The organism is Sphingomonas sp. RB1R13 (assembly GCF_036663775.1).
GTDB lineage: Bacteria > Pseudomonadota > Alphaproteobacteria > Sphingomonadales > Sphingomonadaceae > Sphingomicrobium.
In genome coordinates this window covers 273594-295193 of record NZ_JAXOJM010000004.1, presented here as the reverse complement: position 1 = coordinate 295193, position 21600 = coordinate 273594, and the positions used below count along the sequence as shown (strand labels likewise).

Sequence of the window (21600 nt, the reverse complement as noted above, 5' to 3'; positions counted from 1 at the left end):
CCTCTCCCCCCGGGAGAGGGCGACTACCCCTCGATCTTCGAAAAATCCGCCACCCGGTGAACGGCGTCCTTGAATCGCGCGAGCAAGTTCAGGCGTCGCGCTCGGATCGCCGGGTCAGGGTCATTGACGATAACCCCCTCGAAAAACGCATCGATCGGCGCGCGCAGTGAGGCGAGTGCAGCCATCGCTGAAGTAAAGTCCTCGGATGCGATGGCAGCATCGGCACGAGTTTCGGCCTCACCAAGCGCAGCCACGAGTGCGATTTCTTCGGCGGGTCCTACAGCGTCGTCCTGGGCTTGACCCGGGACCCGCATTCCGTCGTCCACCGACAAGGCAGGCCCCGGGTCAGGCCCGGGGTGACGACCGTCGCTAGGGCTTTCCTTCTTTGAGATATTCGCGGCGCGCTTGTAGCCAGCATGAAGGTCGCGCCCCTCGCCCGTCTCGACAAACGCCTGCAACGCCTTCACGCGAGCGAGCAAGCGAACAAGATCATCTTCTCCGCCGAGCGCAAACACGGCATCGATTAGGTCATGTCGAACGCCGGCTTCGCGCTGTTGGACTTTTAGTCTGTCGGCGAAGAAGTAGCGCAGCTGTTCGAAGCCGTCCGCCAAGCCAAGATAATCTCGCGACGCAAATTCCGGATATTGCTCGAAGACATATGAAAGGCGCGTTCGAAGGTGGCTCTCTACGATAAGCGAGATCGCGCCGATGGCGGCTCGACGTAATGCATATGGATCCTTCGATCCCGTTGGAAACATGTCACTCCCAAAGAACGCCATTAGCGTATCCAGCTTGTCCGCCAGACTCACCGCGACCGTCACCGGCGCGGTCGGCACTTCATCGCCCTGCCCGACCGGCTTGTAATGATCGCGGATGGCGTCGCTGACCGCTTTGGACTCGCCCTGCGCCGCCGCCAGATAGCCGCCGATCACCCCCTGCAACTCAGGAAATTCGCCGACCATGCCAGTGACCAGATCGGCCTTGCATAGTTCCGCCGCGCGCCGTGCGTCCGCCGCCGAGCAACCTTTCACAATCCCTTCGGTCACCAGCCATTCCGCCAGCTTCGCAACCCGCTCGACCTTGTCGGCGACGCTCCCCAATTTCTCGTGGAATACGATCCCCGACAGCTTGGCCGCCTGCTGCTCTAGCGGCACCTTGACGTCCTGCTCCCAGAAAAAGCGCGCATCCGACAGCCGCGCGGCAAGCACCCGCCGATTGCCTTCGACGATCGCCGCCCCGCCCTCGTTCGCGGCAATGTTCGCGGTGCACACAAACGCCGGTGCCAGCGATCCATCATCGCGCCGCATCACGAAATATTTCTGATTGGTCCGCGCGGTCAGTTGGATCACTTCGGGCGGCACGTCGAGATAATCGGGGTCGAACATCCCCAGTAACGGCACCGGCCACTCGGTCAGCCCGGCATTTTCGACCACCAGCCCCTCGTCCTCGACCAAGGCATGGCCCGCTTCGGTCGCAGCCGCCTTCGCCCCGTCGCGGACAATCGCCTCGCGCTCCTGATGATCGACGATTACATGGCAGGCGCGCAATTTCTCGGCATAGTCCGACGCCCCGCCGATCGTGATCGGCCCGGGATGATGGAAGCGATGCCCCAGCGTCGTCGCGCCGCACGTGACGCCGTCGATCGCAACCGGCACAATCTCGTCGCCCAGCAACGCCACGATCGAGTGCAGCGGCCGCACCCATCGCAGCGCGCTCATGCTCGCCGAGGCCGCGCCCCAGCGCATCGATTTCGGCCACGCGAAATCGCGAATGATCCCGGCCACCGTTTCGCCCAGCACTTCGACCGCCGCCCGTCCCGGCTTGTCGATCACCGCGAACCAAACGCCGTCGCGTTCCTCGAGCTGGTCCTGAGCCAATCCCGTCTTGCGCAAGAAACCCTCAAGCGCCTGCGCCGGCGCCGACGAGCGCGGCCCCTTCACCTCCTCGCGCACCGCCTGCGTCTCCGACGGCACCTCACGCGCGATTAGTGCCAGCCGTCGCGGGGTCGACCAGACGTCGATCGCGCCGTGCGACAGCCCGGCCTTGGCCAAGCCTTCGGCAAACATCCGCCCCAGATCATTGCGCGCCTTGGCCTGCATCCGCGCCGGAATTTCCTCGGACAATAGCTCGAGCAGAAAATCATGGTGCGTCACGCCGCATACCCCTTGGCGTCCATCCATGACGCACACGCGCCCTTCGCCAGGTCGCGGACGCGGCCGATATAGGCCTGCCGCTCGGCGACGGAGATCACTCCGCGTGCCTGGAGGGTGTTGAAGATATGGCTCGCCTTGATCGCTTGCTCATAGGCCGCGATCGGCAGTTTGACGGCCAGGCAATTCTCCGCCTCCGCCGCCGCCTTTTTGAACAGGTCGAACAATGCCTCGGTATTCGCCACTTCAAAATGATAGGCCGACATCTGCCGCTCATTGTCACGGAACACGTCGCCGTAGGTCACGCCTTCGTTATTGAACTTGAGGTCGAACACATTGTCGACCCCCTGAATATACATCGCCAGCCGCTCGAGCCCGTAAGTCAGCTCTCCCGCCACCGGCTTGCAGTCATAGCCGCCGACCTGCTGGAAGTAAGTGAATTGCGTCACTTCCATTCCGTCGCACCACACTTCCCAGCCAAGTCCCCAGGCGCCCAGCGTCGGGCTCTCCCAGTCGTCTTCGACAAAGCGAATGTCGTGCTTCAATGGATCGATCCCGATCGCATCCAATGACCCCAGGTACATCGCCTGCAGGTCCGCCGGGCTCGGCTTGAGCATGACCTGATATTGATAATAGGCGCCAAGCCGATTGGGGTTCTCGCCATAGCGGCCGTCGGTCGGCCGACGACACGGTTGCACATAGGCGCATTTCCACGGATCGGGCCCCAGCGCGCGCAGCACCGTTGCCGGGTGGAACGTCCCCGCGCCCATTTCCATGTCATAGGGCTGGAGGATCAGGCAGCCCCGATCGCTCCAATAATGGTGGAGGGTCAGGATCAGGTCCTGGAAGGAAAGCGGCGCGGTCATGGCCAGCGGCTTTGGCCGATCAACAAACCCCCGGCAAGTGGACGTTCATGGCCCGCGTTCCTACATTAACGCTCAAAGCTGGTTTCAAGGAAGTATCGATGCGCCTGACGACATGGATGAAGCGCAGCCTTGCGTTGCTCGGCGGGGCCGCGCTGGCCAGCTGCGCGACCGTTCCGCCGCCTGCCGCGACCGCGGCCGCCAAGCCGGCGCTGTGGCGCGTGTCCGACCCCGATACGAACATCTATCTGTTCGGCACCTTCCACATGCTGCCCGAAGGCTATTCGTGGGAGACCCCGGCGATAAACGACGCCGTCGCGAAATCGGGCCAGCTCTATGTCGAAACGCTGATCGACGAAAAGCATCCCGAGCTGATCGCCGCCGAGCTTGGCCGGCTCGGCTTCGACGCCAGCCTGCCGCCGCTCGCCAACCGCATCGACCCCGCGCTCCGCCCGCAACTCGCCGCCGCGATCACGGCGAGCGGGGTACCTGCCGCTTACTATGACAAGATGAAAAGCTGGGCCGCCGCGTTCACGCTGGTCGGCACCCAGTTCAAGCAGCTCGGGCTCAAGGGCGAGGCCGGGGTCGAACCCGTGCTTCGTCATCAATTCGAAGGCGCGGGCAAGCCGGTTGGCCAGCTCGAAACCAATTCCGAACAGCTTGGGTTCTTCAACAATCTGTCCCTCCCCGCCCAGCGCGCCTTCCTCGAAGGGGCCATCAGTGAGCCCGACAAGCTGAAAGGCGAGTTCGCCGGCATGCTCGCCAGCTGGACCAAGGGTGATGTCGCCGGAATCGCCAGCAGCTTCAACGCCGACCTGTCCGACAGCCCCGAGTTGCGCGCGGCCCTATTGTCACGCCGCAACGCCAACTGGACCCGCTGGATCGAACAGCGGATGCAGCAGCCCGGCACGGTCATGGTCGCGGTCGGTGCAGGTCACCTTGCGGGTGACGAGTCGGTGATCAAGATGCTGGAAACGCAGGGGTACAAGGTGACCCGGGTGCAGTGAGGGTCAGGCTGCGCGGGCAGCCGGGGATCCGCGCAGCAGGCCCTCGGTGCTGAGGTCCTCGTCGATTTCCGGCCAGTAAATGCCATAGCCCGCGCCCGCCTTTTCCCAATGGGACCGCTGCTTGGCGGTGGCGTGAAGCAGGCGAGGATACCAGGCAAGCGGGACCGAAATCGTCCGTCCGTCCATTAAATCGACGATCAGGCTCGCATCGTCGAAGCGCACATCTAGAACGCGCTCGTCGGTGATCTTAGCTGAAATATTCATGCCACGCCTCCGACAGCCGCTTCCGGTGCTCATCGATCATCTCAACAATGCCACGAATCTCGTGCGCGCGGAAGCCACGGCTCTTCGCGACTTCGACCGGTTCCAGCCAAATCTTGATCGTTGCCTCTCCGCGGTCAACGTGGACGTGCGGCGGTTCGTTTGGCTCGTGGCTATAGAAATAGAAGCGAAACGGGCCGATCCGCATGACGGTCGGCATTAGGCAACCTCCTCCCCCACCGGCGGCTTGTTGTGCCCGAGCAGCCGCAGCACCTCGTCCGCCGCGTCGGCCAAATTCGTCCCCGGGCCGAAGATCGCCTGCACCCCCGCCGCGCGGAGCATCGCATAGTCCTGTGCCGGGATGACCCCGCCGGCAAACACCTTGATGTCCGCCCGGCCCATGTCCCGCAGTTGTTCGATCAACTCGGGGATCAGCGTCTTGTGCCCGGCGGCCAGGCTCGACGCACCAACCGCATCGACGCCCCTTTCGACCGCTAGTTCGGCTGTCTCGCGCGGGGTCTGGAACAGCGGTCCGGCAACAACATCGAAGCCCAGATCGCCGAACGCCGATGACACCAGGTTCGCCCCCCGGTCATGCCCGTCTTGGCCCATTTTCGCGACCAGCAGGCGTGGCTTGCGCCCGAGCCGCTGCGCGACGGCCTGCGTCCCGGCGATCGCATCCGACCAGCGCTTGTCGCCGCGCTGGCCGTAAATGCCCGACACCGGGGTCGGCGCGGTCGAATAGCGCCCGAACACCCGCTCCAGCGCATCGGAAATCTCGCCGAGCGAACAGCGCACCTGCGCCGCGTCCACCGCCAGCGCGAGCAAATTTTCGCCGCCTCGCGCCCCCGCCTCCAGCGCATCCAACGCCGCGCGCGCCCTCGCCTCATCACGCCCCGCCCGCATCGTCTCCAGCCGCGCAATCTGCCCGGCACGCACCTTGGCATTGTCGATCTCGAGGAAATCGAGCGTCGCCTCCTCCGCCAGTCGATATTTGTTGACGCCCACGACCACCGTCGCGCCCGTGTCGACCTTTGCCGCGCGCGCTGCCGCTGCTTCCTCGATCCGCATCTTGGGCAAGCCCTCGGCGACCGCTTTGGTCATCCCGCCATGCGCCTCGACCTCGTCGATCAGCGCCTGCGCCTTCTCCTCGAGCGACCGGGTCAGCGACTCGACGTACCATGACCCGCCGAGCGGATCGGCGACGGCGGTCACCCCGCTTTCCTCGGCCAAAATCAGCTGCGTGTTGCGCGCGATCCGGGCCGAGAACTCCGTCGGCAACGCGACCGCCTCGTCGAGGCTGTTGGTGTGCAGCGACTGGGTTCCCCCCAGCACCGCGGCCATCGCCTCGATCGTCGTGCGGATGACATTATTGTACGGATCCTGCTCGGTCAGCGACACGCCGCTGGTCTGGCAATGCGTCCGCAGCAGCTTCGACTTCTCCGATTTCGCCCCAAGGTCGGTCATGATCCGCCCCCACAGAGTCCGCGCCGCGCGCATCTTGGCGACTTCCATGAACAAATTCATGCCGATGCCCCAGAAGAAGGACAGGCGCGGCGCGAACGCATCGATGTCGAGCCCGGAGGCCTGCGCCGCCCGCACATATTCCATCCCGTCGGCAAGCGTGTAGGCCAGCTCCTGAACCGCCGTCGCCCCAGCCTCGTGCATATGATAGCCCGAAATCGAGATCGAGTTGAACTTGGGCATTTCGCGCGATGTGTAGGCGATGATGTCGGCCACGATCCGCATTGAGGGCTCGGGCGGATAAATGTAGGTGTTGCGGACCGCGAACTCTTTCAAAATGTCGTTCTGGATCGTGCCCGAGAGCAGCTTGCGGTCAACCCCCTGCTCCTCCCCTGCGACGATGTAGAAAGCCAGCACCGGCAACACCGCGCCGTTCATGGTCATCGACACCGACATTTCATCGAGCGGAATACCGTCGAACAGCAGCTTCATGTCTTCGACCGAATCAATTGCGACACCGGCCTTGCCGACGTCCCCGGTCACGCGCGGATGGTCGCTGTCGTACCCGCGATGCGTGGCGAGATCGAACGCGACCGACAGCCCCTTCTGCCCGGCCGCAAGGTTGCGGCGATAGAAGGCATTCGATTCCTCGGCGGTCGAGAAACCCGCATATTGGCGGATCGTCCACGGCCGCCCCGAATACATCGTCGCGTATGGCCCGCGCGTGTAAGGCGCGACGCCGGGATAACCGCTGTCGATTTGCGCCACATCCTCGGGCCCATAGACCGGCTTGAGGGTGATCCCCTCGAGCGTCTCGCGGGAGAGATCGGCGCCGCGCGATTCCTTGGCGGCAAGTTCGGTCCAGCGGTCAAAATCATTCGTCATCAAAAGGGCCTCAATGCGCCTGCTTGGGCGTTTCCATAATTTCGGTCAGCACCCCGCCCATGTCCTTGGGGTGGAGAAAGAAGATCGGCGTCCCATGCGCCCCGATCCGTGTGTCCCCAAGGATCCGCGCCCCCTTCCCCTCGAACCACTCGCGCGCCTCGTCAATATCCGCCACCTCGAAGCACACATGATGCTGCCCCCCGAGCGGATTTTTGGCGAGGAAATTGACGATCGGCGAATCCGCCCCGAGCGGCTCGATCAGCTCGATCTGGCAATTGGGCGCATCGACAAAACACACCCGAACGCCCTGCTCGGGCATGTCGAACGGCGTCCCGATCGCGCTCGCCCCCAGCACATCGCGATAAGTCGCGACACTCTGCTCGATCGAAGGGGTCGCGACCCCGATATGGTTGAGGCGGCCGATTTTCATGGGCGGTTTCCGTCATTGCGAGCGGAGCGAAGCAACCCAGTTTCCTGCCACTGGATGGGGTCCTCGCTTTGAGGGTCAATAAAGAGCAACGCTGTCATACAAGTCGTTCCACTCCGGGTTTGAACTTTCGATCAGCGCCAGCTTCTTCGCGCGAGAACCGCCCTTGATCTGCTTCTCTCGGGTGATTGCACCTTCCATCGTGTCGCCATTCTCGAACCACACTAGCAGCTTACAACCATATTTCTTTGTGAACCCGGCGATAACGCCTTCGCGATGTTGCCAAGTCCGTTGAACGAGGTTCGACGTGACCCCTGTGTAAAGCGTCCCGTTACGACGACTGGCCATGATATAAACTGCCGGTTGCTTCAAATGCCGAATGCCAATCCTTGCGAGGGACGCAGCGAACAAGCAATCCAGGCTTGCGAAACTGGTTTGCTTCGCTGCGCTCGCAATGACGGGCGAGGATCACAACGGAATATTGTCATGCTTTTTCCACGGGTTCTCCAACTGCTTGTTCCGCAGTTTCCGTAACCCCAGCGCCACCCGCCGCCTTGTCGAATGTGGCATGATCACCTCGTCGATGAAGCCCTTGCTCGCCGCCACGAACGGGTTCGCAAACCGTTCTTCGTACTCGCGCGTATGCTCGGCGATTTCCTCCGCCGTCTTCCCGCGAAAGATAATCTCGACCGCGCCCTTGGCCCCCATCACCGCAATCTCGGCGGTCGGCCAGGCATAGTTCAGGTCGCCGCGCAGATGCTTCGACGCCATCACGTCATACGCCCCGCCATAAGCCTTGCGCGTGATCACCGTGATCTTGGGCACCGTCGCCTCGGCATAGGCAAACAGCAATTTCGCGCCATGCTTGATGATCCCATTATGCTCCTGCGCGACCCCGGGCAAAAACCCCGGCACGTCGACGAAGGTCAGGATCGGAATATCGAACGCGTCGCAGAAGCGAACAAACCGCGCCGCCTTCTTCGACGAGTTGATGTCGAGGCACCCCGCCAGCACCATCGGCTGGTTGGCGACCACGCCGACCGTGCGCCCCTCGATCCGGCAGAAACCGATGATGATGTTGGCGGCATGCTTTGGCTGGACTTCGAAGAAATCGCCCTCGTCGGCGACCTTCCGGATCAGCTCGTGCATGTCATAGGGTGTCGCTGCCGATGGCGGCACCAGCGTGTCGAGGCTTGGCTCGGCGCGATCCCACGCATCGTCGGTTGGCCGCTCGGGCACGTCATGGCGATTGCTCAGTGGGAGGAAATCGAAAAAGTCCCGCGTCGCGAGCAGCGCGTCGATGTCGTTCTCGAACGCGACATCGGCCACCCCCGATTTCTGGGTATGCGATATCGCCCCGCCGAGTTCCTCTTGCGTCACGATCTCGTTGGTCACCGTCTTGACCACTTCCGGGCCGGTCACGAACATGTAGCTCGAATCCTTCACCATGAAGATGAAGTCGGTCATCGCCGGGCTGTACACCGCGCCCCCTGCGCACGGCCCCATGATCAGGCTCAGCTGCGGCACCACGCCCGACGCCAGCACATTGCGCTGGAACACCTCGGCATAGCCGCCCAGTGACGCCACCCCTTCCTGGATCCGCGCGCCGCCGCTGTCGTTAAGCCCGATCACCGGCGCCCCCACCTTCATCGCAGCGTCCATGATCTTGCAGATCTTCTGTGCGTGCCGTTCGGACAGCGAGCCGCCGAACACGGTAAAATCCTGCGCGAACACGAACACAAGCCGCCCGTTGATCGTCCCTGACCCGGTCACGACCCCGTCGCCCGGGAATTTCTGCGTCTCCATCCCGAAGTCGGCGCAATTATGCTCCACGAACATGTCGACTTCCTCGAACGAACCCTGGTCGAGCAACACCGTCAATCGTTCGCGCGCAGTCAGCCGTCCCTTGGCATGTTGCGCTGCAATACGTTGCTCGCCTCCGCCCAGTTTCGCCTCGGCCCGGCGTTGTTCCAGTTCGTCGATCGTCGTTGCCATCATTCGCTCCTGCCTGCTTTCTCCCTTCCACGCCGTGCGATTACCCGTCAACCGCGTGATCTTTTCGCATGTGCACAAATCTGTCGTGGCATAGGGTCGGTCGCGGAACCGTCGGCCGGTGCACACCGTTGTAATGAGGTAATGTTTTCAACAGGGAGTAGGCGATGATCACTGGTGTTGGCGTATCGGTCGGTTCCGCTGGAGAGGCTCTGCGCCCGCCCGAACATGCACCGATGATCCTGTGCTTTTCGCACCTGCGGTGGGAATTTGTTTTCCAGCGTCCCCAGCACCTCCTTACCCGCTTCGCCCGCAAGGCCCCTGTCGTCGTGTGGGAAGAACCGATCGATGCCGATGACGGCGCCTCGCCCTCGCTCCACATCCGCCCCGCCGCCGATTGCGCTGCAGTTACGTTGATCACTCCGCGCCTGCCGCCCGGCGGGTCGGAGGATGAGCGCGACGCCCTTTTGCGCCAATTGCTCGACGGCTATCTTGCCCGGATCGATCGCGCCTTCGTTGCCTGGTATTATACCCCGATAATGCTGTCTTTCTCGGCGCATCTGAAGCCCGCCTGCACGGTCTATGACGCGATGGACGAACTCGCCAATTTCCGCTTCGCTCCGCCCAAGCTGCTCGATCTCGAGCGCCAGCTGCTCGAGCGCGCCGATGTCGTCTTCACCGGCGGCTACTCGCTTTATGAATCCAAGAAGCAGCGCCACGGCAACGTCCATCCCTTCCCTTCGTCGGTCGACGTCGCCCACTTCGCCCAGGCGCGCGCCGGACTGCCCGATCCCGCCGATCAGGCGGCCCTTGCTCACCCGCGGCTCGGTTTTTATGGCGTGTTCGACGAGCGGATCGATCTTGACCTGATCGCCGCCGTTGCCGACGCACGCCCCGACTGGCTGCTCGTCATGGTCGGCCCGGTCGTCAAGATTTCCGAGGATGAACTCCCGCGCCGGGACAATATCCACTGGCTTGGCGGCCGCAGCTACAACGAGCTTCCGGCCTATCTGGGCGGCTGGGATGTCGCGCTGATGCCGTTCGCGATCAACGCTGCGACGCGGTTTATCTCGCCGACCAAGACTCCTGAATATCTCGCTGCCGGCGTGCCCGTGGTCTCAACCCCGATTCGCGACGTGAAACGTCATTATGAGCGTATCGCCGGTGTCCGCATTGCGGGCACTGCCGAGCAGTTCATCGCGGGTTGCGAGGCTCAGCTTGCGCTGCGCAAATCTGGCGACCGCTGGCTCGCCGAAGTCGACGGCCTTCTTTCGACAATGAGCTGGGACATCACCCAGGCTCGAATGGCCGCGCTGATCGACGAGGTCATCGCCAAGGACATCGCCGCGGACACGCGCCCCGCGATCGCCATGGCCCCCTCGGCAATTGGCCACATCGCCGCCACCCGCAAATATGACTATCTCATCGTCGGCTGCGGATTTGCCGGATCGGTCTTGGCCGAACGCCTCGCAAACCAGCATGGCGCGCGCATTCTGATGATCGACAAGCGCGATCATATCGCCGGCAATGCCTTCGACGAAAAGGACGCAGCTGGCATCCTCATGCACCGCTACGGCCCGCACATCTTCCACACCAACTCGGACGAGGTGTTCGCCTATCTCTCCAGCTTCACCAATTGGCGCGCTTACGAGCATCGCGTACTCGCCAGCGTCCGCGACAAGCTCGTTCCCATCCCGATCAACCGCACCACCCTCAACGAATTGTTCGACCTTGACCTCAAGACCGACGCCGAGGCCGCCGAATACCTCGCCTCGCGTGCCGAAACCGTCGACGAGATCCAGACCAGCGAGGACGTCGTCATCAACGCCGTCGGTCGCGAACTCTACGAATTATTCTTCCGCGGCTACACCCGCAAGCAGTGGGGCCTCGATCCGTCCGAACTCGACAAGCTGGTCACCGCCCGCATCCCGACGCGAACCAACACCGACGACCGTTATTTCACCGACAAGCATCAGGCGATGCCGGCCGACGGCTACACCGCCATGTTCAAGGCGATGCTCGACCATCCCAACATCGATATCGCGCTCGGTGCCGACTTCAACGACCTCAAGGACGAGGTCGAGGCGGACCACATCATCTATACGGGCCCGATTGACGAATATTTCGATTTCCGCTTCGGCAAGCTGCCGTACCGCAGCCTGAAATTCGAGCACAGGACCCTCGACCAAACCCAATATCAGTCGGTCGGGACGGTCAACTATCCGTCCGAGGACATCCCCTACACCCGTATCAGCGAATATAAGCACCTTACCGGCCAGTCGTCGGACAAGACCAGCATCACGCTGGAATATCCCTCGGCTGAGGGCGACCCCTATTACCCCATCCCCCGGCCCGAGAATCAGGCCCTGTTCAAGCGGTACGAAGCGCTCGCTGACGCGACCACCGGCGTCACCTTCGTCGGTCGTCTCGCCACCTATCGCTACTATAATATGGACCAGATCGTCGGACAGGCGCTCGCCACCTTCCGCCGCATTGACACTGCCCGCAAGGCGAAGCTGGGAGCCACCACGGCGCCGGCTTCATCGAGCGAGTATCGCATCGTGGCCTGAGGCCGCGCGCCCGTCACAGGGAGCCGATATGCCTTCCGCGATTGTCGAAGGTGCAGCATCGTCGCCGCTCCAGCTGTGGGGTGGCGTCGAATGCAGTGTCGTGCGTGTAGGTGACGAGGTCCGCGACGAACTTCGCGAAATGCGGCAGCTTGACCGGCTCGAGGATATCGACGCCATCGCTGCGCTCGGCATCAAGGCGATCCGTTTCCCGATATTGTGGGAGCATGTCGCCGCCACCGGCCCCAATTCGCTCGATTTCAGCTGGCACGACCCCCGCCTCGCTCGCCTGCGCAGTCACGGCATTCGCGTCGTCGCCGGGCTGGTTCACCACGGCTCGGGCCCGGCATGGTCGAACCCCGACGACCCCTTATGGCCGACCCAGCTCGCCGCCTATGCGGCCGCCGTCGCCCGCCGCTATTCGTGGATCGAGGATTGGGTGCCGGTCAACGAGCCTGTCACCACCGCACGCTTCACCAATCTTTACGGCCACTGGTACCCCCATCGCCGCCGCATGTCGGCAATGCTTCTTGCCCTCACTACCGAATGCGAAGCCATTGCCGCCGCGATGCGCGCCGTCCGCACGGTCAATCCCGCCGCTCGCCTGATCGTTACCGACGACTATGGCCATGTCTTCTCTACCGACATCATGGCCTACCAGGCCGCGCACGAGAACGAGCGTCGCTGGCTTGGACTCGATCTCCTCACCGGGCGCGTCCGCAAAGGTCACCCCTTCTGGGAATGGATGATCCAGGACGGGGTCGCTCAAGCCCGCCTCGAAGCCTTTCACGATGGAGCTGCCGCTCCCAACCTGATCGGTCTCGACCATTATCTCACCAGCGAACGCTTCCTCGACCACCGCACGTCGCTCTATCCAGACATCATCCCCGGCGATAACGGCCGCCACCGCTACGCCGACCTCGAAGCCGTCCGTATCCCCGAAATGGCGGACCAGCCGCTCGGCACCGCCGACCGCCTTGCCGAAATCTGGGCCCGTTACGGCATTCCGCTGGTCGTTGGCGAAGTCCACCACGGCTGCACCCGCGAAGAACAGGCGCGCTGGTTCGCGGAAGTCTGGCGCGAATGCCACAAAGCCCGCGCAGGCGGCGTCGACGTCCGCGCCGTCACCTTATGGGCGATGTTCGGCGCGATCGACTGGCGCTCGCTCCTCTTGCGCAAGGAAGGTCATTACGACGCCGGCGCCTTTGACCAGCGCGGCCCCGAACCCCGCCTGACGCTGGTCGGCGACATCGCTGCCCGCCTCGGGCGCGGCGAGCAGGTCGATCACCCGGTCCTCGCCCAGCCCGGCTGGTGGCACCGCCCCGCGCGCTTCCTGCTTCCCCCGCAAGGCCATGCGCTCAACGATCCGCTCCCCGGCCGCGAACTGCTGGTCACCGGCGCCACCGGCACGCTCGGCCACGCCTTCGCCCGCATCTGCCACCATCGCGGGCTTCCCGCCCGCCTCACGACTCGCGCCGAACTCGACGTGACCGATCCGACTTCGATCGCCGCCGCGCTCGAACGCCTGCGCCCGTGGGCCGTCATCAACACCGCTGGCTTCGTCCGCACCTGGGAAGCCGATGCCCGCGCCGACGAATGCTTCTCGATCAACAGCCTCGGCGCCGCACAGCTGGCAAAGGCCTGCCGCATCGCGGGCATTCCGTTCGTCACCTTCTCGAGCGATCTCGTCTTCGACGGACAATTGGGGCGCGCGTATGTCGAGGGCGACGCCACCTCCCCCCAGGGCGCCTATGGCCGCAGCAAGGCCGAGGCCGAGGCGCGGGTGCTCGCCGCCGACCCGGACGCCCTCATCATCCGCACCAGCGCCTTCTTCGGCCCATGGGATCGCCATAATTTCGCGTTCGACATCATCGCCCGGCTCAGGCGGGGTGACCCGATCGACAATGTCGCCGACGCCGCGGTCATCACCCCGACCTATGTCCCCGACCTCGTCCACGCCACGCTCGACCTGCTGCTCGACCGCGAAACCGGCATTCGCCACCTCGCCAACGAAGGCGCGCTCAGCTGGCACGAGCTCGCTCGCGAACTCGCCGCGCGCTCGGGCCATGATCCCCGCCGCATCAACGCGGCCCCCGCCGCGCCGTCGAACACCAGCCTCGACAGCCGCCACGGGGTCGCCCTTCGCCCCCTCGATTCGGCGCTCGACGATTTCGTCCGCCACTCGCGCCCGCTTGCCGAACTCGCCTGACGGAGCCAAGGAGAGCCGATGGAACGGCAGCATTGGCCCGCCCAGCTGTGGCTGGTGCGGCACGGACAAAGCCAGGGCAATCTCGCCCGTGACGAGGCGCATGAGGGCGGCAAGCTCGTCATCGACCTGAAATGGCGCGACGTCGATGTCCCCCTGTCCGACCTTGGTGAGCAACAGGCCGCCGCCGCCGGCCGCTGGTTCGCCAAGCGTCCCGAGGCCGAACGCCCACAAATCCTGCTCTCCTCGCCCTATGTCCGCGCCCGCCAGACCGCAGACGCCATCTGCAAGGCGGGCGGGCTCGCCGGGGGCGCCAAATCCACCGTCCTCGACGAGCGCCTGCGCGAACGCGAATTCGGCGTGTTCGACGGCCTCACCACCGCCGGCATCCGCGCCAGATATCCCGACGAGGCCGCGCACCGCGCCAAGATGGGCAAATTCTACCATCGCCCCCCCGGCGGCGAGAGCTGGGCCGACGTCATCCTGCGCCTCCGCTCGTCGCTCAACTCGATCGCCCTTCAATATGAAGGCAAGCGCGTGCTCATCGTCTGCCATCAGGTGGTCGTGCTGTGCATGCGCTATATCCTCGAGGAACTGACCGAGGCCCAGATCCTCGACATCGACCGGCAGGCCGAAATTCTCAATTGCGGGATCGCCGCCTACGACTTCTCCGCCGACCACAAGGGCCTGTGCGTCCCTCAATTGGCGCTATGGAACCACGGCGCCCCAATCGAGGCCGAAGGGGCGTCTCGGACCAGCGCGCCCGACATCATGGCCGGATCGCGCTAACGCTTTCCTCCGACAGATACCCTACTCGGACAGATAATTGTCCAACTCGTCCCCCGCCAGCCGGACGACATGAAGCACATTGGTCGATCCTGCGGTCTTGAACGGCACCCCGGCCAAAATCACCAGCCGCTCGGGTGCCTTCGCCAGCCCGTGGCGTAGCGCCATCCGCTTGGCTTTGGCGACCATCTCCTCGAAGCTCGCCACGTCGCGCGTGTGGACCGCGTAGACGCCCCACTGAAGCCCCAGCCGCCGCGCCACTTCCAGGCTCGCGGTCATTGCTAATATCTTCACCGGCGGGCGTTCGCGCGCAATCCGCCGCGCGGTCGATCCGCTCGACGTATAGCAAACCATCGGCCCGGTCTTAAGGTTGGTCGCGATCGTGCGCGATGCATCGGCCAGCGCATCGGCCGCGGTCTCCTCGGGGATAGTCTCGGTGAAATGGATCCGCGCCTCATAGACTGGGTCCAGTTCGACGTTGCGCGCGATGCGATCCATCATCGTCACCGCTTCGATCGGATATTGCCCGGCAGCGCTCTCCGCCGACAGCATGACCGCATCGGCACCGTCATAGATCGCCGTCGCCACGTCACTCACTTCGGCCCGCGTCGGGGTCGGCGAGACGATCATCGATTCCAGCATCTGGGTCGCGACTACCACCGGCTTGCCCATCTGGCGTGCCCGCGCGACGATCTTGTTCTGCAGCGGGGGGAGGCTCTCGGGCGGCAATTCCACTCCAAGATCGCCGCGCGCCACCATCACCGCGTCCGACAGCTTCAAAATCTCGTCGAGCCGCTCGATCGCCTGGGGCTTTTCGATCTTGGACAGGATCCCCGCCCGGTCGCCGATCAGGGCGCGCGCCTCGGCGACATCCTCGGGCCGCTGGACGAACGACAGCGCGATATAATCCGCCCCCATTTCCAGCGCGAACTGCAGGTCCGACCGGTCTTTTTCGGTCAGTGCCGGAATCGGCACCAGCACGTCGGGGACATTGACCCCCTTGTGATTCGACACCCGCCCGCCGACCTCGACCACCGCGCCGATCTTGCCCGGCTCGACAGCGGCAATCTTCAACCGCACCTTGCCGTCATCGATTAGCAACCGGTCGCCCTTGCGCGCCGCGGCGAACAGTTCGGGATGGGGCAATTCGACCCTGTTCTCGTCGCCCAGCGCAGGATTATCGTCGAGGACGAACATCGTGCCTTCGCGAAGCATCGCCGACCCGCCCTCGAAATCGCCGACGCGCAGCTTGGGCCCCTGAAGGTCGAACACGATCGTCGTCGCGCGCATGATCTTCTTCTCGAGCGCCCGAATCGCCTCGACCAACTTGACCTTGTCGGCTTGCTCGCCGTGGCTCATGTTGATGCGGAAGGCATCGGCCCCGGCGCGCATCAGCGCCTCGATCATCTCGGGGGTGTTGCTCGCCGGGCCCAGCGTCGCCAAAATCTTCACCTTGCGTTCGCGCGGCTGCATCATCTGGCTCACTGGTCGTTCCTTCGTCTGGGCGGCGCGGCAGCCATAGCCTGCCCGCGCGTCAGATCAACCGGCTTGAGCCCGGCCCGATGCTGGCCTAACGCGCCCCCGAAGCAACCCAGAAGCAACCCAATCGAGGACTGATCAGACATGAGTGACGGCAATGTCGCAGCCGAGCAGCTGCGGCTGTTCATCGAACGCATCGAGCGGCTCGAGGAAGAGAAAAAGGGCATGGCCGATGATGTGAAGGACGTCTACGCCGAGGCCAAGTCCAACGGCTATGACACCAAGACGATGCGCAAGATCGTCGCCCTGCGCCGGCTCGAAACGCATGTCCGCCAGGAAGCTGACGCGCTACTCGAAACCTATCGCACCGCGCTCGGCCTTGCCTGAGCTGATGGCCAGCTCCCCTGCCACTGCGGCCGAGCTGGCCAGCCAGCTGCTCGAACAGTCGGGCAGCGACCTCGGTATCGAGGAACGCCGCGTCCTTGAAAACATCGCCGCGGGCAACCTCACCAGCCGCGATGCCGCCGACGTTGCCGACGCCCAGGCCACCTTCGGCGAGCGACTGTCCGACCGGGTCGCCGCGGTCGGCGGCTCATGGGGCTTCATCATCGCCTTCTCGCTCGTCCTGCTCGGCTGGATGCTGCTCAACAGCGAGATACTCGGCAAATTTGGAAAGGCCTTCGACCCCTTTCCCTACATCTTTCTCAACCTGCTGCTGTCGACCGTTGCCGCGATCCAGGCCCCCGTCATCATGATGAGCCAGAATCGCCAGGCCTCGAAGGACCGCCTCGCCGCGCGGCTCGATTATGAAACCAACCTGCGCGCCGAGCTCGACATTCTCCGGCTCCATCAGAAGATCGATTCGCTCCTCGCCGGCCGGATCGATGCGCTTGGCGAAAAGCTCGATGAGATCGAACGCGAAGTTAGGCCCGATTAATCACATTCCGGCGATCGTCAGCCCCAAGAACAGCGCGTTGCTCAACCCATGCAGCGCGATATTAGCCCACATCCCGTAGCGCACCCGGGCAAAACCGAAGATTAGCCCGGCGGTCGCCTGCGGCAGCACGAACGGCAACAGCACCCACGGCCGGCTCATGTCGTAATTGCTGATATGCGCCAGCCCGAATAACAGCGCCGATGCGAAATAAAGCACCGGGAACACCCGTGCGAACCATAGCGGCGTGCTGCCCTTCGTCTTCCAGATCAGCACCGGCCCCACCACCAGCCACGCCAGCAGCAGCACCGCCATCGTCTTGAACGGCGCGGGCCCGACGGTCAGCCGCGCCATCGCCAGCGACGCGATGAACCCAACCAGCACCGCCACGGCCACCAGCATCCGCCGCCGCCCGCTCAGCCAGCCGCGAAACACGATCTCCTCGACGATCGGCAGCGCCAGCGCACCGACCAGCAGCGTCAACACCGGCCCGAATTTGCGCAATTCCTCAAAATCGGGCGTCTTCACGCCAAGCTTGGTCGACAGCCAGCTCAATCCCACCACCAGCGCAAAATCGAAAGCGATTACCAGCGCCAGCAGCTGCCCGACCTCTGCCATCGCCCGCCCGCCGAACGCCTCGCGCGCCGCCGGCAACCGTGGCCGCCGCACGAACCGCACCCACTCGATCCACATCTGCGGCACGAACCGCAAAACGCCGCCGGGCGCGGCCCCGCTTGTCGTTGCGCCATCCATCCGGTTAAGAGCCCCTTCTATTCCAAAGCACACGCAGGAGCCCCCGCCACCATGGCCGGCCATTCCAAGTTCAAGAATATCATGCACCGCAAGGGCGCGCAGGACAAGAAACGCTCGTCCATGTTCTCCAAGCTTTCCCGCGAAATCACCGTCGCGGCCAAGATGGGCCTGCCCGACGTCGACATGAACCCGCGCCTCCGCGCTGCGGTCAATGCCGCCAAGGCCCAGTCGCTGCCCAAGGACAATATCCAGCGGTCGATCGACAAGGCCGCGCGCGGCGACGCCGAAACCTATGAGGAAATCCGCTACGAAGGCTTCGGCCCCGGCGGCGTCAGTCTCATCATCGAGGCGCTGACCGACAACCGCAACCGCACCGCCACCAACGTCCGCACCGCAGTCTCGAAGAACGGCGGCAATCTCGGCGCCAGCGGCAGCGTCAGCCACGCCTTCGACCGCATGGGGCTGATCACCTACCCGGCCAAGGTCGGCGATCCCGACGCTGTATTCGAAGCCGCGCTCGATGCCGGCGCTCAGGACGTCTCCTCGTCCGACGACGGCCACGAGATCTGGACCGAAATCGCCGACCTTCACGAAGTCGCCAAGGCGCTCGAACCAAAGCTTGGCGAATATGAAGGCGCCAAACTCGCCTGGCGCCCGCAAGTCATGGTCGAGGTCAACGAGTCCGACGCCGGCACCCTGCTCAAACTGATCGACACGCTCGACGAAGACGATGACGTCCAGACCGTCTGGGGCAATTATGACGTCTCGGACGAGATCATGGAAAGACTGGCGTGAGCCATACCTCCTCTCCCCCTGGGAGAGGAAGGGGCCCATGCGCAGCATGGGAAGGTGAGGGTGACGACCGTTGCTCGGTCACCCTCACCCTTCCGCGGCTGCGCCACTCCCTCCCTCCCCCAAGGGGGGAGGTATCTTGATCATCCTCGGCCTCGACCCGTCGCTGTCGTGCACCGGCTACGGCCTCATTCGTGCCGAGGGTAATCGCCTGACCCACATCGCCAACGGCCAGCTCAAGACCGATCCCAAGGAATCCCTCCCCCAGCGCCTGTCCCACCTCGCGAGCCAACTCGAAGCCCTCCTCGCCGACCATCACCCCGCCACCGCCGCCGCCGAGGAAATCTTCCTCAACAAGAATCCCCAGTCGACCCTCAAGCTCGCCCAGGCGCGCGGGGTAGTCATCATGCTCGCCGCGCGCTCCGGCATCGACGTCGCCGAATATGCCGCGCGCCTGGTCAAGAAAGCCGTGGTCGGCACCGGCGCCGCTGAAAAAGTGCAGGTTCACGCCATGGTCCAGCGCCTCCTACCGGGCATCAGGATCGCCGGCCCTGACGCCGCCGACGCCCTGGCCGTCGCCATCACCCACGCCCATCATCTGGCGTCGGCGCGGCGGATCGCCTAGCCTCACCAGATGATCGCCCGCCTCACCGGTACTCTCGCCGAAACCACCGTCGACCATGCCGTCATCGACGTCGCAGGGGTCGGCTATGCCGTCCTCGCCAGCACCCGCACGCTCGACGCGATCGGCCCTGTTGGCGGCACGGTCCTGCTCCTCACCGAACTCCAGGTGCGCGAAGACAGCCTGACCCTGTTCGCCTTCGCCAACCCCGCCGAGCGCGAAAGCTTTCGCTATTTGACCAGCGTCCAGGGCGTCGGCGGTCGCGTCGCGCTCGCTATCCTGTCGGTGCTCGACCCGACCGATCTCGCCACCGCCGTCGCCCACGGCGACAAGGCGATGGTCGCCCGCGCGAACGGTGTCGGCCCCAAGCTTGCCCAGCGCATCGTCAACGAACTTGCCGGCAAGCTGGGAACCCCCGCCCTCGCCGCGGCCGCCGGATCACCTGCCCCTCGCGGCACCACCGCGCAGGACGCCCTTTCGGCCCTCGCTAACCTCGGCTTCAAACCCGCCGAAGCCACCGCCGCCGTCACCGCCGCCGCCACCGAACTCGGCGACGGCGCCACCCTCGACGCCCTCGTCCGGCTGGCGCTCCGCAAGGCCGCGAAGTAACGCTGTCCTACACCCGTCAGAGCTGGGCCCTGACGAGCACTGCCTGATATTCGAACCGCCGACTCATCACATTGGCGCTGCAGCTCCCCGGTCGGGTATACAAGCACACCCGATCTTCCCCCGCGCCGGCGCAGTCGCGGCGTGATCCAAAGCCGGCCGGAGGCGCTACGCCGTCATTGATCAGCATCGCGTTAAAGCCTTCCGCGGTCGCCCCCGGCTGGGACAGCGACGGCAGCGCTACCTTGGCCAGCAGGATGAGCGGGATCGGGCGGTGGACGAAGCCATAGCCGAAATCGATATTCTGTTCGCGATTGACCGCCAGCCCGCACACCCGCGCATCCCGCACCGCGCGCGCGGCCAGCCGCGACGGTCCCCCGTCCCTGCGCCATTCATGCCGAAAAAAAGGCCCCGCTGCGATCGCCATCGACGCCCCGCCGAACAGGGCCAGCAACACCCCGGTCGTCACCCATCCGCGCGGCCGCCTGAGCCGCTGCCCGAAAAGCGACATCCGCGTAAGGTTCACCGCCCCGATCGCCGCCAGGATCAACAAGATCTGGATCGACAACCACAGGAACCGCCATTCCTTGTGGCCGATCATCTGATGGACCAGAATATTGACCCACGCCGCGACCAGCAACGGCCAAAAACGCCTGCCCGCAAACAGCGACGCCGTCGCGATCAGCGCCGAGACGACGGGCAAATGCCTGCCCATCTCGGCCATATAAACCCACGGTCCCATACCCCCGAACCGCGCCATCCACCCCGAATCAATGTTCATCCGGTAATTGTTGAGGATCCATTGGTAAGGAACTTGCCCCATCACCAGGTCGATTGCACCGCCGACGATGATCACCGGGATCGCGCCGATCAGCAGCCCCTGCCACATCCGTCGGTCGCGCCCCGCGGTCAGCGCCGCAAACACCCCGATCGCGGGCACAAAGGGAAAGCGCAGCAGCCCGGCGAGCGCCAGCAACATTCCCGCCAGCACGATCGTCCGCATCCGCGCGCCTTGGCGAAGCGCGCCCGTCCGAAGCATCGCCGCCGCGGGCAGGAAACAGGCAACGGCCATGCTCTCGCTCAGCAGCTGGACCGAAAAATACACGCTCTCGACCCACAGCGCAGTTACCGCCATCGCCACGATCGCATGCTGCCGCGATACCCGCGCGCCCAGATACCAGGCCGCGATCACCGGGGAGAAATTCGCCATCGCGATGATCACCCGCGGAACGATCAGATAGCCCGCGCCGTGGGGATCGATCCACGCGCCAAGCTGCATCGGCCCGGCGACCAGCAACGGGATCAGCCAGCTTCGGATATCATAGCGAAATTCCCACGGCACTACGCCATAGCCGAACACCAGCCGGTGGGCCTGCTCGCCATATTGCAGTGCCTCGTCGGGATGATGCGTCGCATACAGATCGAAAGCTGCGATCCGAAGCCCCGCCGCCACCGCCAGCACCAACCAGAATGACGCCGGCAGCGCGCGCCATCCGCTCCCGATCTGCAAATGCGCGATCTGCCGATGCGGCACCTGCCCCATGCTGCCCGATGCTCCCCCGCCGGCCCCCCGCCGACGTGCGCCGGACATAATTCGTGTTTCCCGCAACTGCGACAAAAATCATCCCCGCGCTGATTATCTGTCTCACGGCAACGCCTTTCTGCATCGTCGCGGCGAAGTAACGCTGTCCTACACTGCCCCTTTTGTGCTTGAAGCAGTCCGCATCATGTTCCCGACCAGATCCCCTTCGCGATTGCAAAAAATCGGCTGCGCGAAAATGCGTCGTCAGCGCGAACATGTGTGAA

The 21600-nt window shown here is 64.3% G+C and carries 20 protein-coding genes; 9 read left to right on the top strand and 11 right to left on the bottom strand.

The window, feature by feature from the left end; translation table 11 throughout:
- Nucleotides 1-23: 23 nt before the first annotated feature.
- Entirely contained in the window at nucleotides 24-2180 is a 2157-nt protein-coding gene (gene glyS / locus U1700_RS13925) for a glycine--tRNA ligase subunit beta (protein ID WP_332753281.1), read from the bottom strand.
- Nucleotides 2150-3016 (bottom strand): glycine--tRNA ligase subunit alpha, encoded by an 867-nt coding sequence (locus U1700_RS13920; protein WP_332753280.1) that lies wholly within the window; start codon nucleotides 3014-3016, stop codon nucleotides 2150-2152. The genes glyS and U1700_RS13920 overlap by 31 nt, the downstream gene beginning before the upstream one ends.
- 98 nt (nucleotides 3017-3114) lie before the next feature.
- Here U1700_RS13920 and U1700_RS13915 point away from each other — a divergent pair, with 98 nt between their 5' ends.
- Nucleotides 3115-4020, top strand: a complete 906-nt coding sequence (locus tag U1700_RS13915; RefSeq protein WP_332753279.1) for a TraB/GumN family protein — start codon at nucleotides 3115-3117, stop codon at nucleotides 4018-4020.
- A gap of 3 nt (nucleotides 4021-4023) precedes the next feature.
- On the opposite strand, the gene U1700_RS13910 is transcribed toward U1700_RS13915, so the two are convergent.
- The 6 genes from U1700_RS13910 to U1700_RS13885 all read right to left on the bottom strand — a co-directional run bounded on the left by U1700_RS13910 (nucleotide 4024) and on the right by U1700_RS13885 (nucleotide 9052).
- Nucleotides 4024-4284 carry a DUF2442 domain-containing protein gene (locus U1700_RS13910; RefSeq protein WP_332753278.1) on the bottom strand — a complete coding sequence of 87 codons (261 nt, stop codon included), beginning with the start codon at nucleotides 4282-4284 and terminating at the stop codon, nucleotides 4024-4026.
- Nucleotides 4268-4501: a DUF4160 domain-containing protein gene (locus tag U1700_RS13905; protein WP_332753277.1), complete on the bottom strand. Its 234-nt coding sequence runs from the start codon at nucleotides 4499-4501 to the stop codon at nucleotides 4268-4270. Before U1700_RS13905 ends, U1700_RS13910 begins: the two co-directional genes overlap by 17 nt.
- Nucleotides 4501-6630 carry a methylmalonyl-CoA mutase gene (gene scpA, locus U1700_RS13900; RefSeq protein WP_332753276.1) on the bottom strand — a complete coding sequence of 710 codons (2130 nt, stop codon included), beginning with the start codon at nucleotides 6628-6630 and terminating at the stop codon, nucleotides 4501-4503. The genes U1700_RS13905 and scpA overlap by 1 nt, the downstream gene beginning before the upstream one ends.
- Before the next feature lie 10 nt (nucleotides 6631-6640).
- Nucleotides 6641-7060, bottom strand: a complete 420-nt coding sequence (gene mce / locus U1700_RS13895) for a methylmalonyl-CoA epimerase (RefSeq protein WP_332753275.1) — start codon at nucleotides 7058-7060, stop codon at nucleotides 6641-6643.
- 75 nt (nucleotides 7061-7135) lie between these two features.
- Entirely contained in the window at nucleotides 7136-7405 is a 270-nt protein-coding gene (locus tag U1700_RS13890) for a GIY-YIG nuclease family protein (RefSeq protein WP_332753274.1), read from the bottom strand.
- A 120-nt stretch (nucleotides 7406-7525) separates the two neighbouring features.
- Complete coding sequence (locus U1700_RS13885; protein ID WP_332753273.1) at nucleotides 7526-9052, bottom strand: acyl-CoA carboxylase subunit beta; 1527 nt, start codon at nucleotides 9050-9052, stop codon at nucleotides 7526-7528.
- Nucleotides 9053-9216: 164 nt separating this feature from the next.
- Here U1700_RS13885 and glf point away from each other — a divergent pair, with 164 nt between their 5' ends.
- The 3 genes from glf to U1700_RS13870 are packed head-to-tail and all read left to right on the top strand — an operon-like array spanning nucleotide 9217 to nucleotide 14611.
- Complete coding sequence (glf, locus tag U1700_RS13880) at nucleotides 9217-11619, top strand: UDP-galactopyranose mutase (protein ID WP_332753272.1); 2403 nt, start codon at nucleotides 9217-9219, stop codon at nucleotides 11617-11619.
- A gap of 28 nt (nucleotides 11620-11647) precedes the next feature.
- A complete protein-coding gene (locus U1700_RS13875; protein WP_332753271.1) occupies nucleotides 11648-13825 on the top strand; it encodes a family 1 glycosylhydrolase in 2178 nt (725 codons plus the stop codon).
- Nucleotides 13826-13843: 18 nt separating this feature from the next.
- Complete coding sequence (locus U1700_RS13870) at nucleotides 13844-14611, top strand: histidine phosphatase family protein (protein ID WP_332753270.1); 768 nt, start codon at nucleotides 13844-13846, stop codon at nucleotides 14609-14611.
- Nucleotides 14612-14632: 21 nt separating this feature from the next.
- Here the strand turns inward: U1700_RS13870 and pyk are convergent, their stop codons facing one another.
- The gene (gene pyk / locus U1700_RS13865) at nucleotides 14633-16084 is read right to left on the bottom strand and encodes a pyruvate kinase (RefSeq protein WP_332753346.1); all 1452 of its coding nucleotides are present in this window, start codon (nucleotides 16082-16084) and stop codon (nucleotides 14633-14635) included.
- A 147-nt stretch (nucleotides 16085-16231) separates the two neighbouring features.
- On the opposite strand from pyk, the gene U1700_RS13860 reads away from it, so the two are divergent.
- Entirely contained in the window at nucleotides 16232-16474 is a 243-nt protein-coding gene (locus U1700_RS13860; RefSeq protein WP_332753269.1) for a DUF2312 domain-containing protein, read from the top strand.
- A 4-nt stretch (nucleotides 16475-16478) separates the two neighbouring features.
- Nucleotides 16479-17024, top strand: coding sequence for a DUF1003 domain-containing protein (locus tag U1700_RS13855; protein WP_332753268.1), 546 nt, complete (start codon nucleotides 16479-16481; stop codon nucleotides 17022-17024).
- On the opposite strand, the gene U1700_RS13850 is transcribed toward U1700_RS13855, so the two are convergent.
- Nucleotides 17025-17774, bottom strand: a complete 750-nt coding sequence (locus U1700_RS13850; RefSeq protein ID WP_332753267.1) for a CPBP family glutamic-type intramembrane protease — start codon at nucleotides 17772-17774, stop codon at nucleotides 17025-17027.
- A 51-nt stretch (nucleotides 17775-17825) separates the two neighbouring features.
- On the opposite strand from U1700_RS13850, the gene U1700_RS13845 reads away from it, so the two are divergent.
- The 3 genes from U1700_RS13845 to ruvA all read left to right on the top strand — a co-directional run bounded on the left by U1700_RS13845 (nucleotide 17826) and on the right by ruvA (nucleotide 19797).
- Entirely contained in the window at nucleotides 17826-18569 is a 744-nt protein-coding gene (locus tag U1700_RS13845) for a YebC/PmpR family DNA-binding transcriptional regulator (protein ID WP_332753266.1), read from the top strand.
- A gap of 136 nt (nucleotides 18570-18705) precedes the next feature.
- Nucleotides 18706-19191, top strand: coding sequence for a crossover junction endodeoxyribonuclease RuvC (gene ruvC / locus U1700_RS13840; protein ID WP_332753265.1), 486 nt, complete (start codon nucleotides 18706-18708; stop codon nucleotides 19189-19191).
- 9 nt (nucleotides 19192-19200) lie between these two features.
- Complete coding sequence (ruvA, locus tag U1700_RS13835) at nucleotides 19201-19797, top strand: Holliday junction branch migration protein RuvA (RefSeq protein WP_332753264.1); 597 nt, start codon at nucleotides 19201-19203, stop codon at nucleotides 19795-19797.
- A gap of 16 nt (nucleotides 19798-19813) precedes the next feature.
- Here the strand turns inward: ruvA and U1700_RS13830 are convergent, their stop codons facing one another.
- Nucleotides 19814-21385 carry a hypothetical protein gene (locus tag U1700_RS13830; protein ID WP_332753263.1) on the bottom strand — a complete coding sequence of 524 codons (1572 nt, stop codon included), beginning with the start codon at nucleotides 21383-21385 and terminating at the stop codon, nucleotides 19814-19816.
- Nucleotides 21386-21600 lie beyond the last annotated feature (215 nt).

What these genes read in the sequence shown, in the direction of transcription:
- ruvA (WP_332753264.1), top strand. Translation starts at nt 19,201, where the DNA reads ATGATCGCCCGCCTCACCGGTACTCTCGCCGAAACCACCGTCGACCAT.
- U1700_RS13920 (WP_332753280.1), bottom strand. Translation starts at nt 3,016, where the DNA reads ATGACCGCGCCGCTTTCCTTCCAGGACCTGATCCTGACCCTCCACCAT.
- glf (WP_332753272.1), top strand. Translation starts at nt 9,217, where the DNA reads ATGATCACTGGTGTTGGCGTATCGGTCGGTTCCGCTGGAGAGGCTCTG.
- U1700_RS13860 (WP_332753269.1), top strand. Translation starts at nt 16,232, where the DNA reads ATGAGTGACGGCAATGTCGCAGCCGAGCAGCTGCGGCTGTTCATCGAA.
- U1700_RS13885 (WP_332753273.1), bottom strand. Translation starts at nt 9,052, where the DNA reads ATGGCAACGACGATCGACGAACTGGAACAACGCCGGGCCGAGGCGAAA.
- U1700_RS13915 (WP_332753279.1), top strand. Translation starts at nt 3,115, where the DNA reads ATGCGCCTGACGACATGGATGAAGCGCAGCCTTGCGTTGCTCGGCGGG.
- U1700_RS13845 (WP_332753266.1), top strand. Translation starts at nt 17,826, where the DNA reads ATGGCCGGCCATTCCAAGTTCAAGAATATCATGCACCGCAAGGGCGCG.
- U1700_RS13855 (WP_332753268.1), top strand. Translation starts at nt 16,479, where the DNA reads ATGGCCAGCTCCCCTGCCACTGCGGCCGAGCTGGCCAGCCAGCTGCTC.
- U1700_RS13890 (WP_332753274.1), bottom strand. Translation starts at nt 7,405, where the DNA reads ATGGCCAGTCGTCGTAACGGGACGCTTTACACAGGGGTCACGTCGAAC.
- U1700_RS13870 (WP_332753270.1), top strand. Translation starts at nt 13,844, where the DNA reads ATGGAACGGCAGCATTGGCCCGCCCAGCTGTGGCTGGTGCGGCACGGA.
- scpA (WP_332753276.1), bottom strand. Translation starts at nt 6,630, where the DNA reads ATGACGAATGATTTTGACCGCTGGACCGAACTTGCCGCCAAGGAATCG.
- pyk (WP_332753346.1), bottom strand. Translation starts at nt 16,084, where the DNA reads ATGATGCAGCCGCGCGAACGCAAGGTGAAGATTTTGGCGACGCTGGGC.
- mce (WP_332753275.1), bottom strand. Translation starts at nt 7,060, where the DNA reads ATGAAAATCGGCCGCCTCAACCATATCGGGGTCGCGACCCCTTCGATC.
- U1700_RS13905 (WP_332753277.1), bottom strand. Translation starts at nt 4,501, where the DNA reads ATGCCGACCGTCATGCGGATCGGCCCGTTTCGCTTCTATTTCTATAGC.
- U1700_RS13875 (WP_332753271.1), top strand. Translation starts at nt 11,648, where the DNA reads ATGCCTTCCGCGATTGTCGAAGGTGCAGCATCGTCGCCGCTCCAGCTG.
- glyS (WP_332753281.1), bottom strand. Translation starts at nt 2,180, where the DNA reads ATGGATGGACGCCAAGGGGTATGCGGCGTGACGCACCATGATTTTCTG.
- U1700_RS13830 (WP_332753263.1), bottom strand. Translation starts at nt 21,385, where the DNA reads ATGTCCGGCGCACGTCGGCGGGGGGCCGGCGGGGGAGCATCGGGCAGC.
- U1700_RS13910 (WP_332753278.1), bottom strand. Translation starts at nt 4,284, where the DNA reads ATGAATATTTCAGCTAAGATCACCGACGAGCGCGTTCTAGATGTGCGC.
- U1700_RS13850 (WP_332753267.1), bottom strand. Translation starts at nt 17,774, where the DNA reads ATGGATGGCGCAACGACAAGCGGGGCCGCGCCCGGCGGCGTTTTGCGG.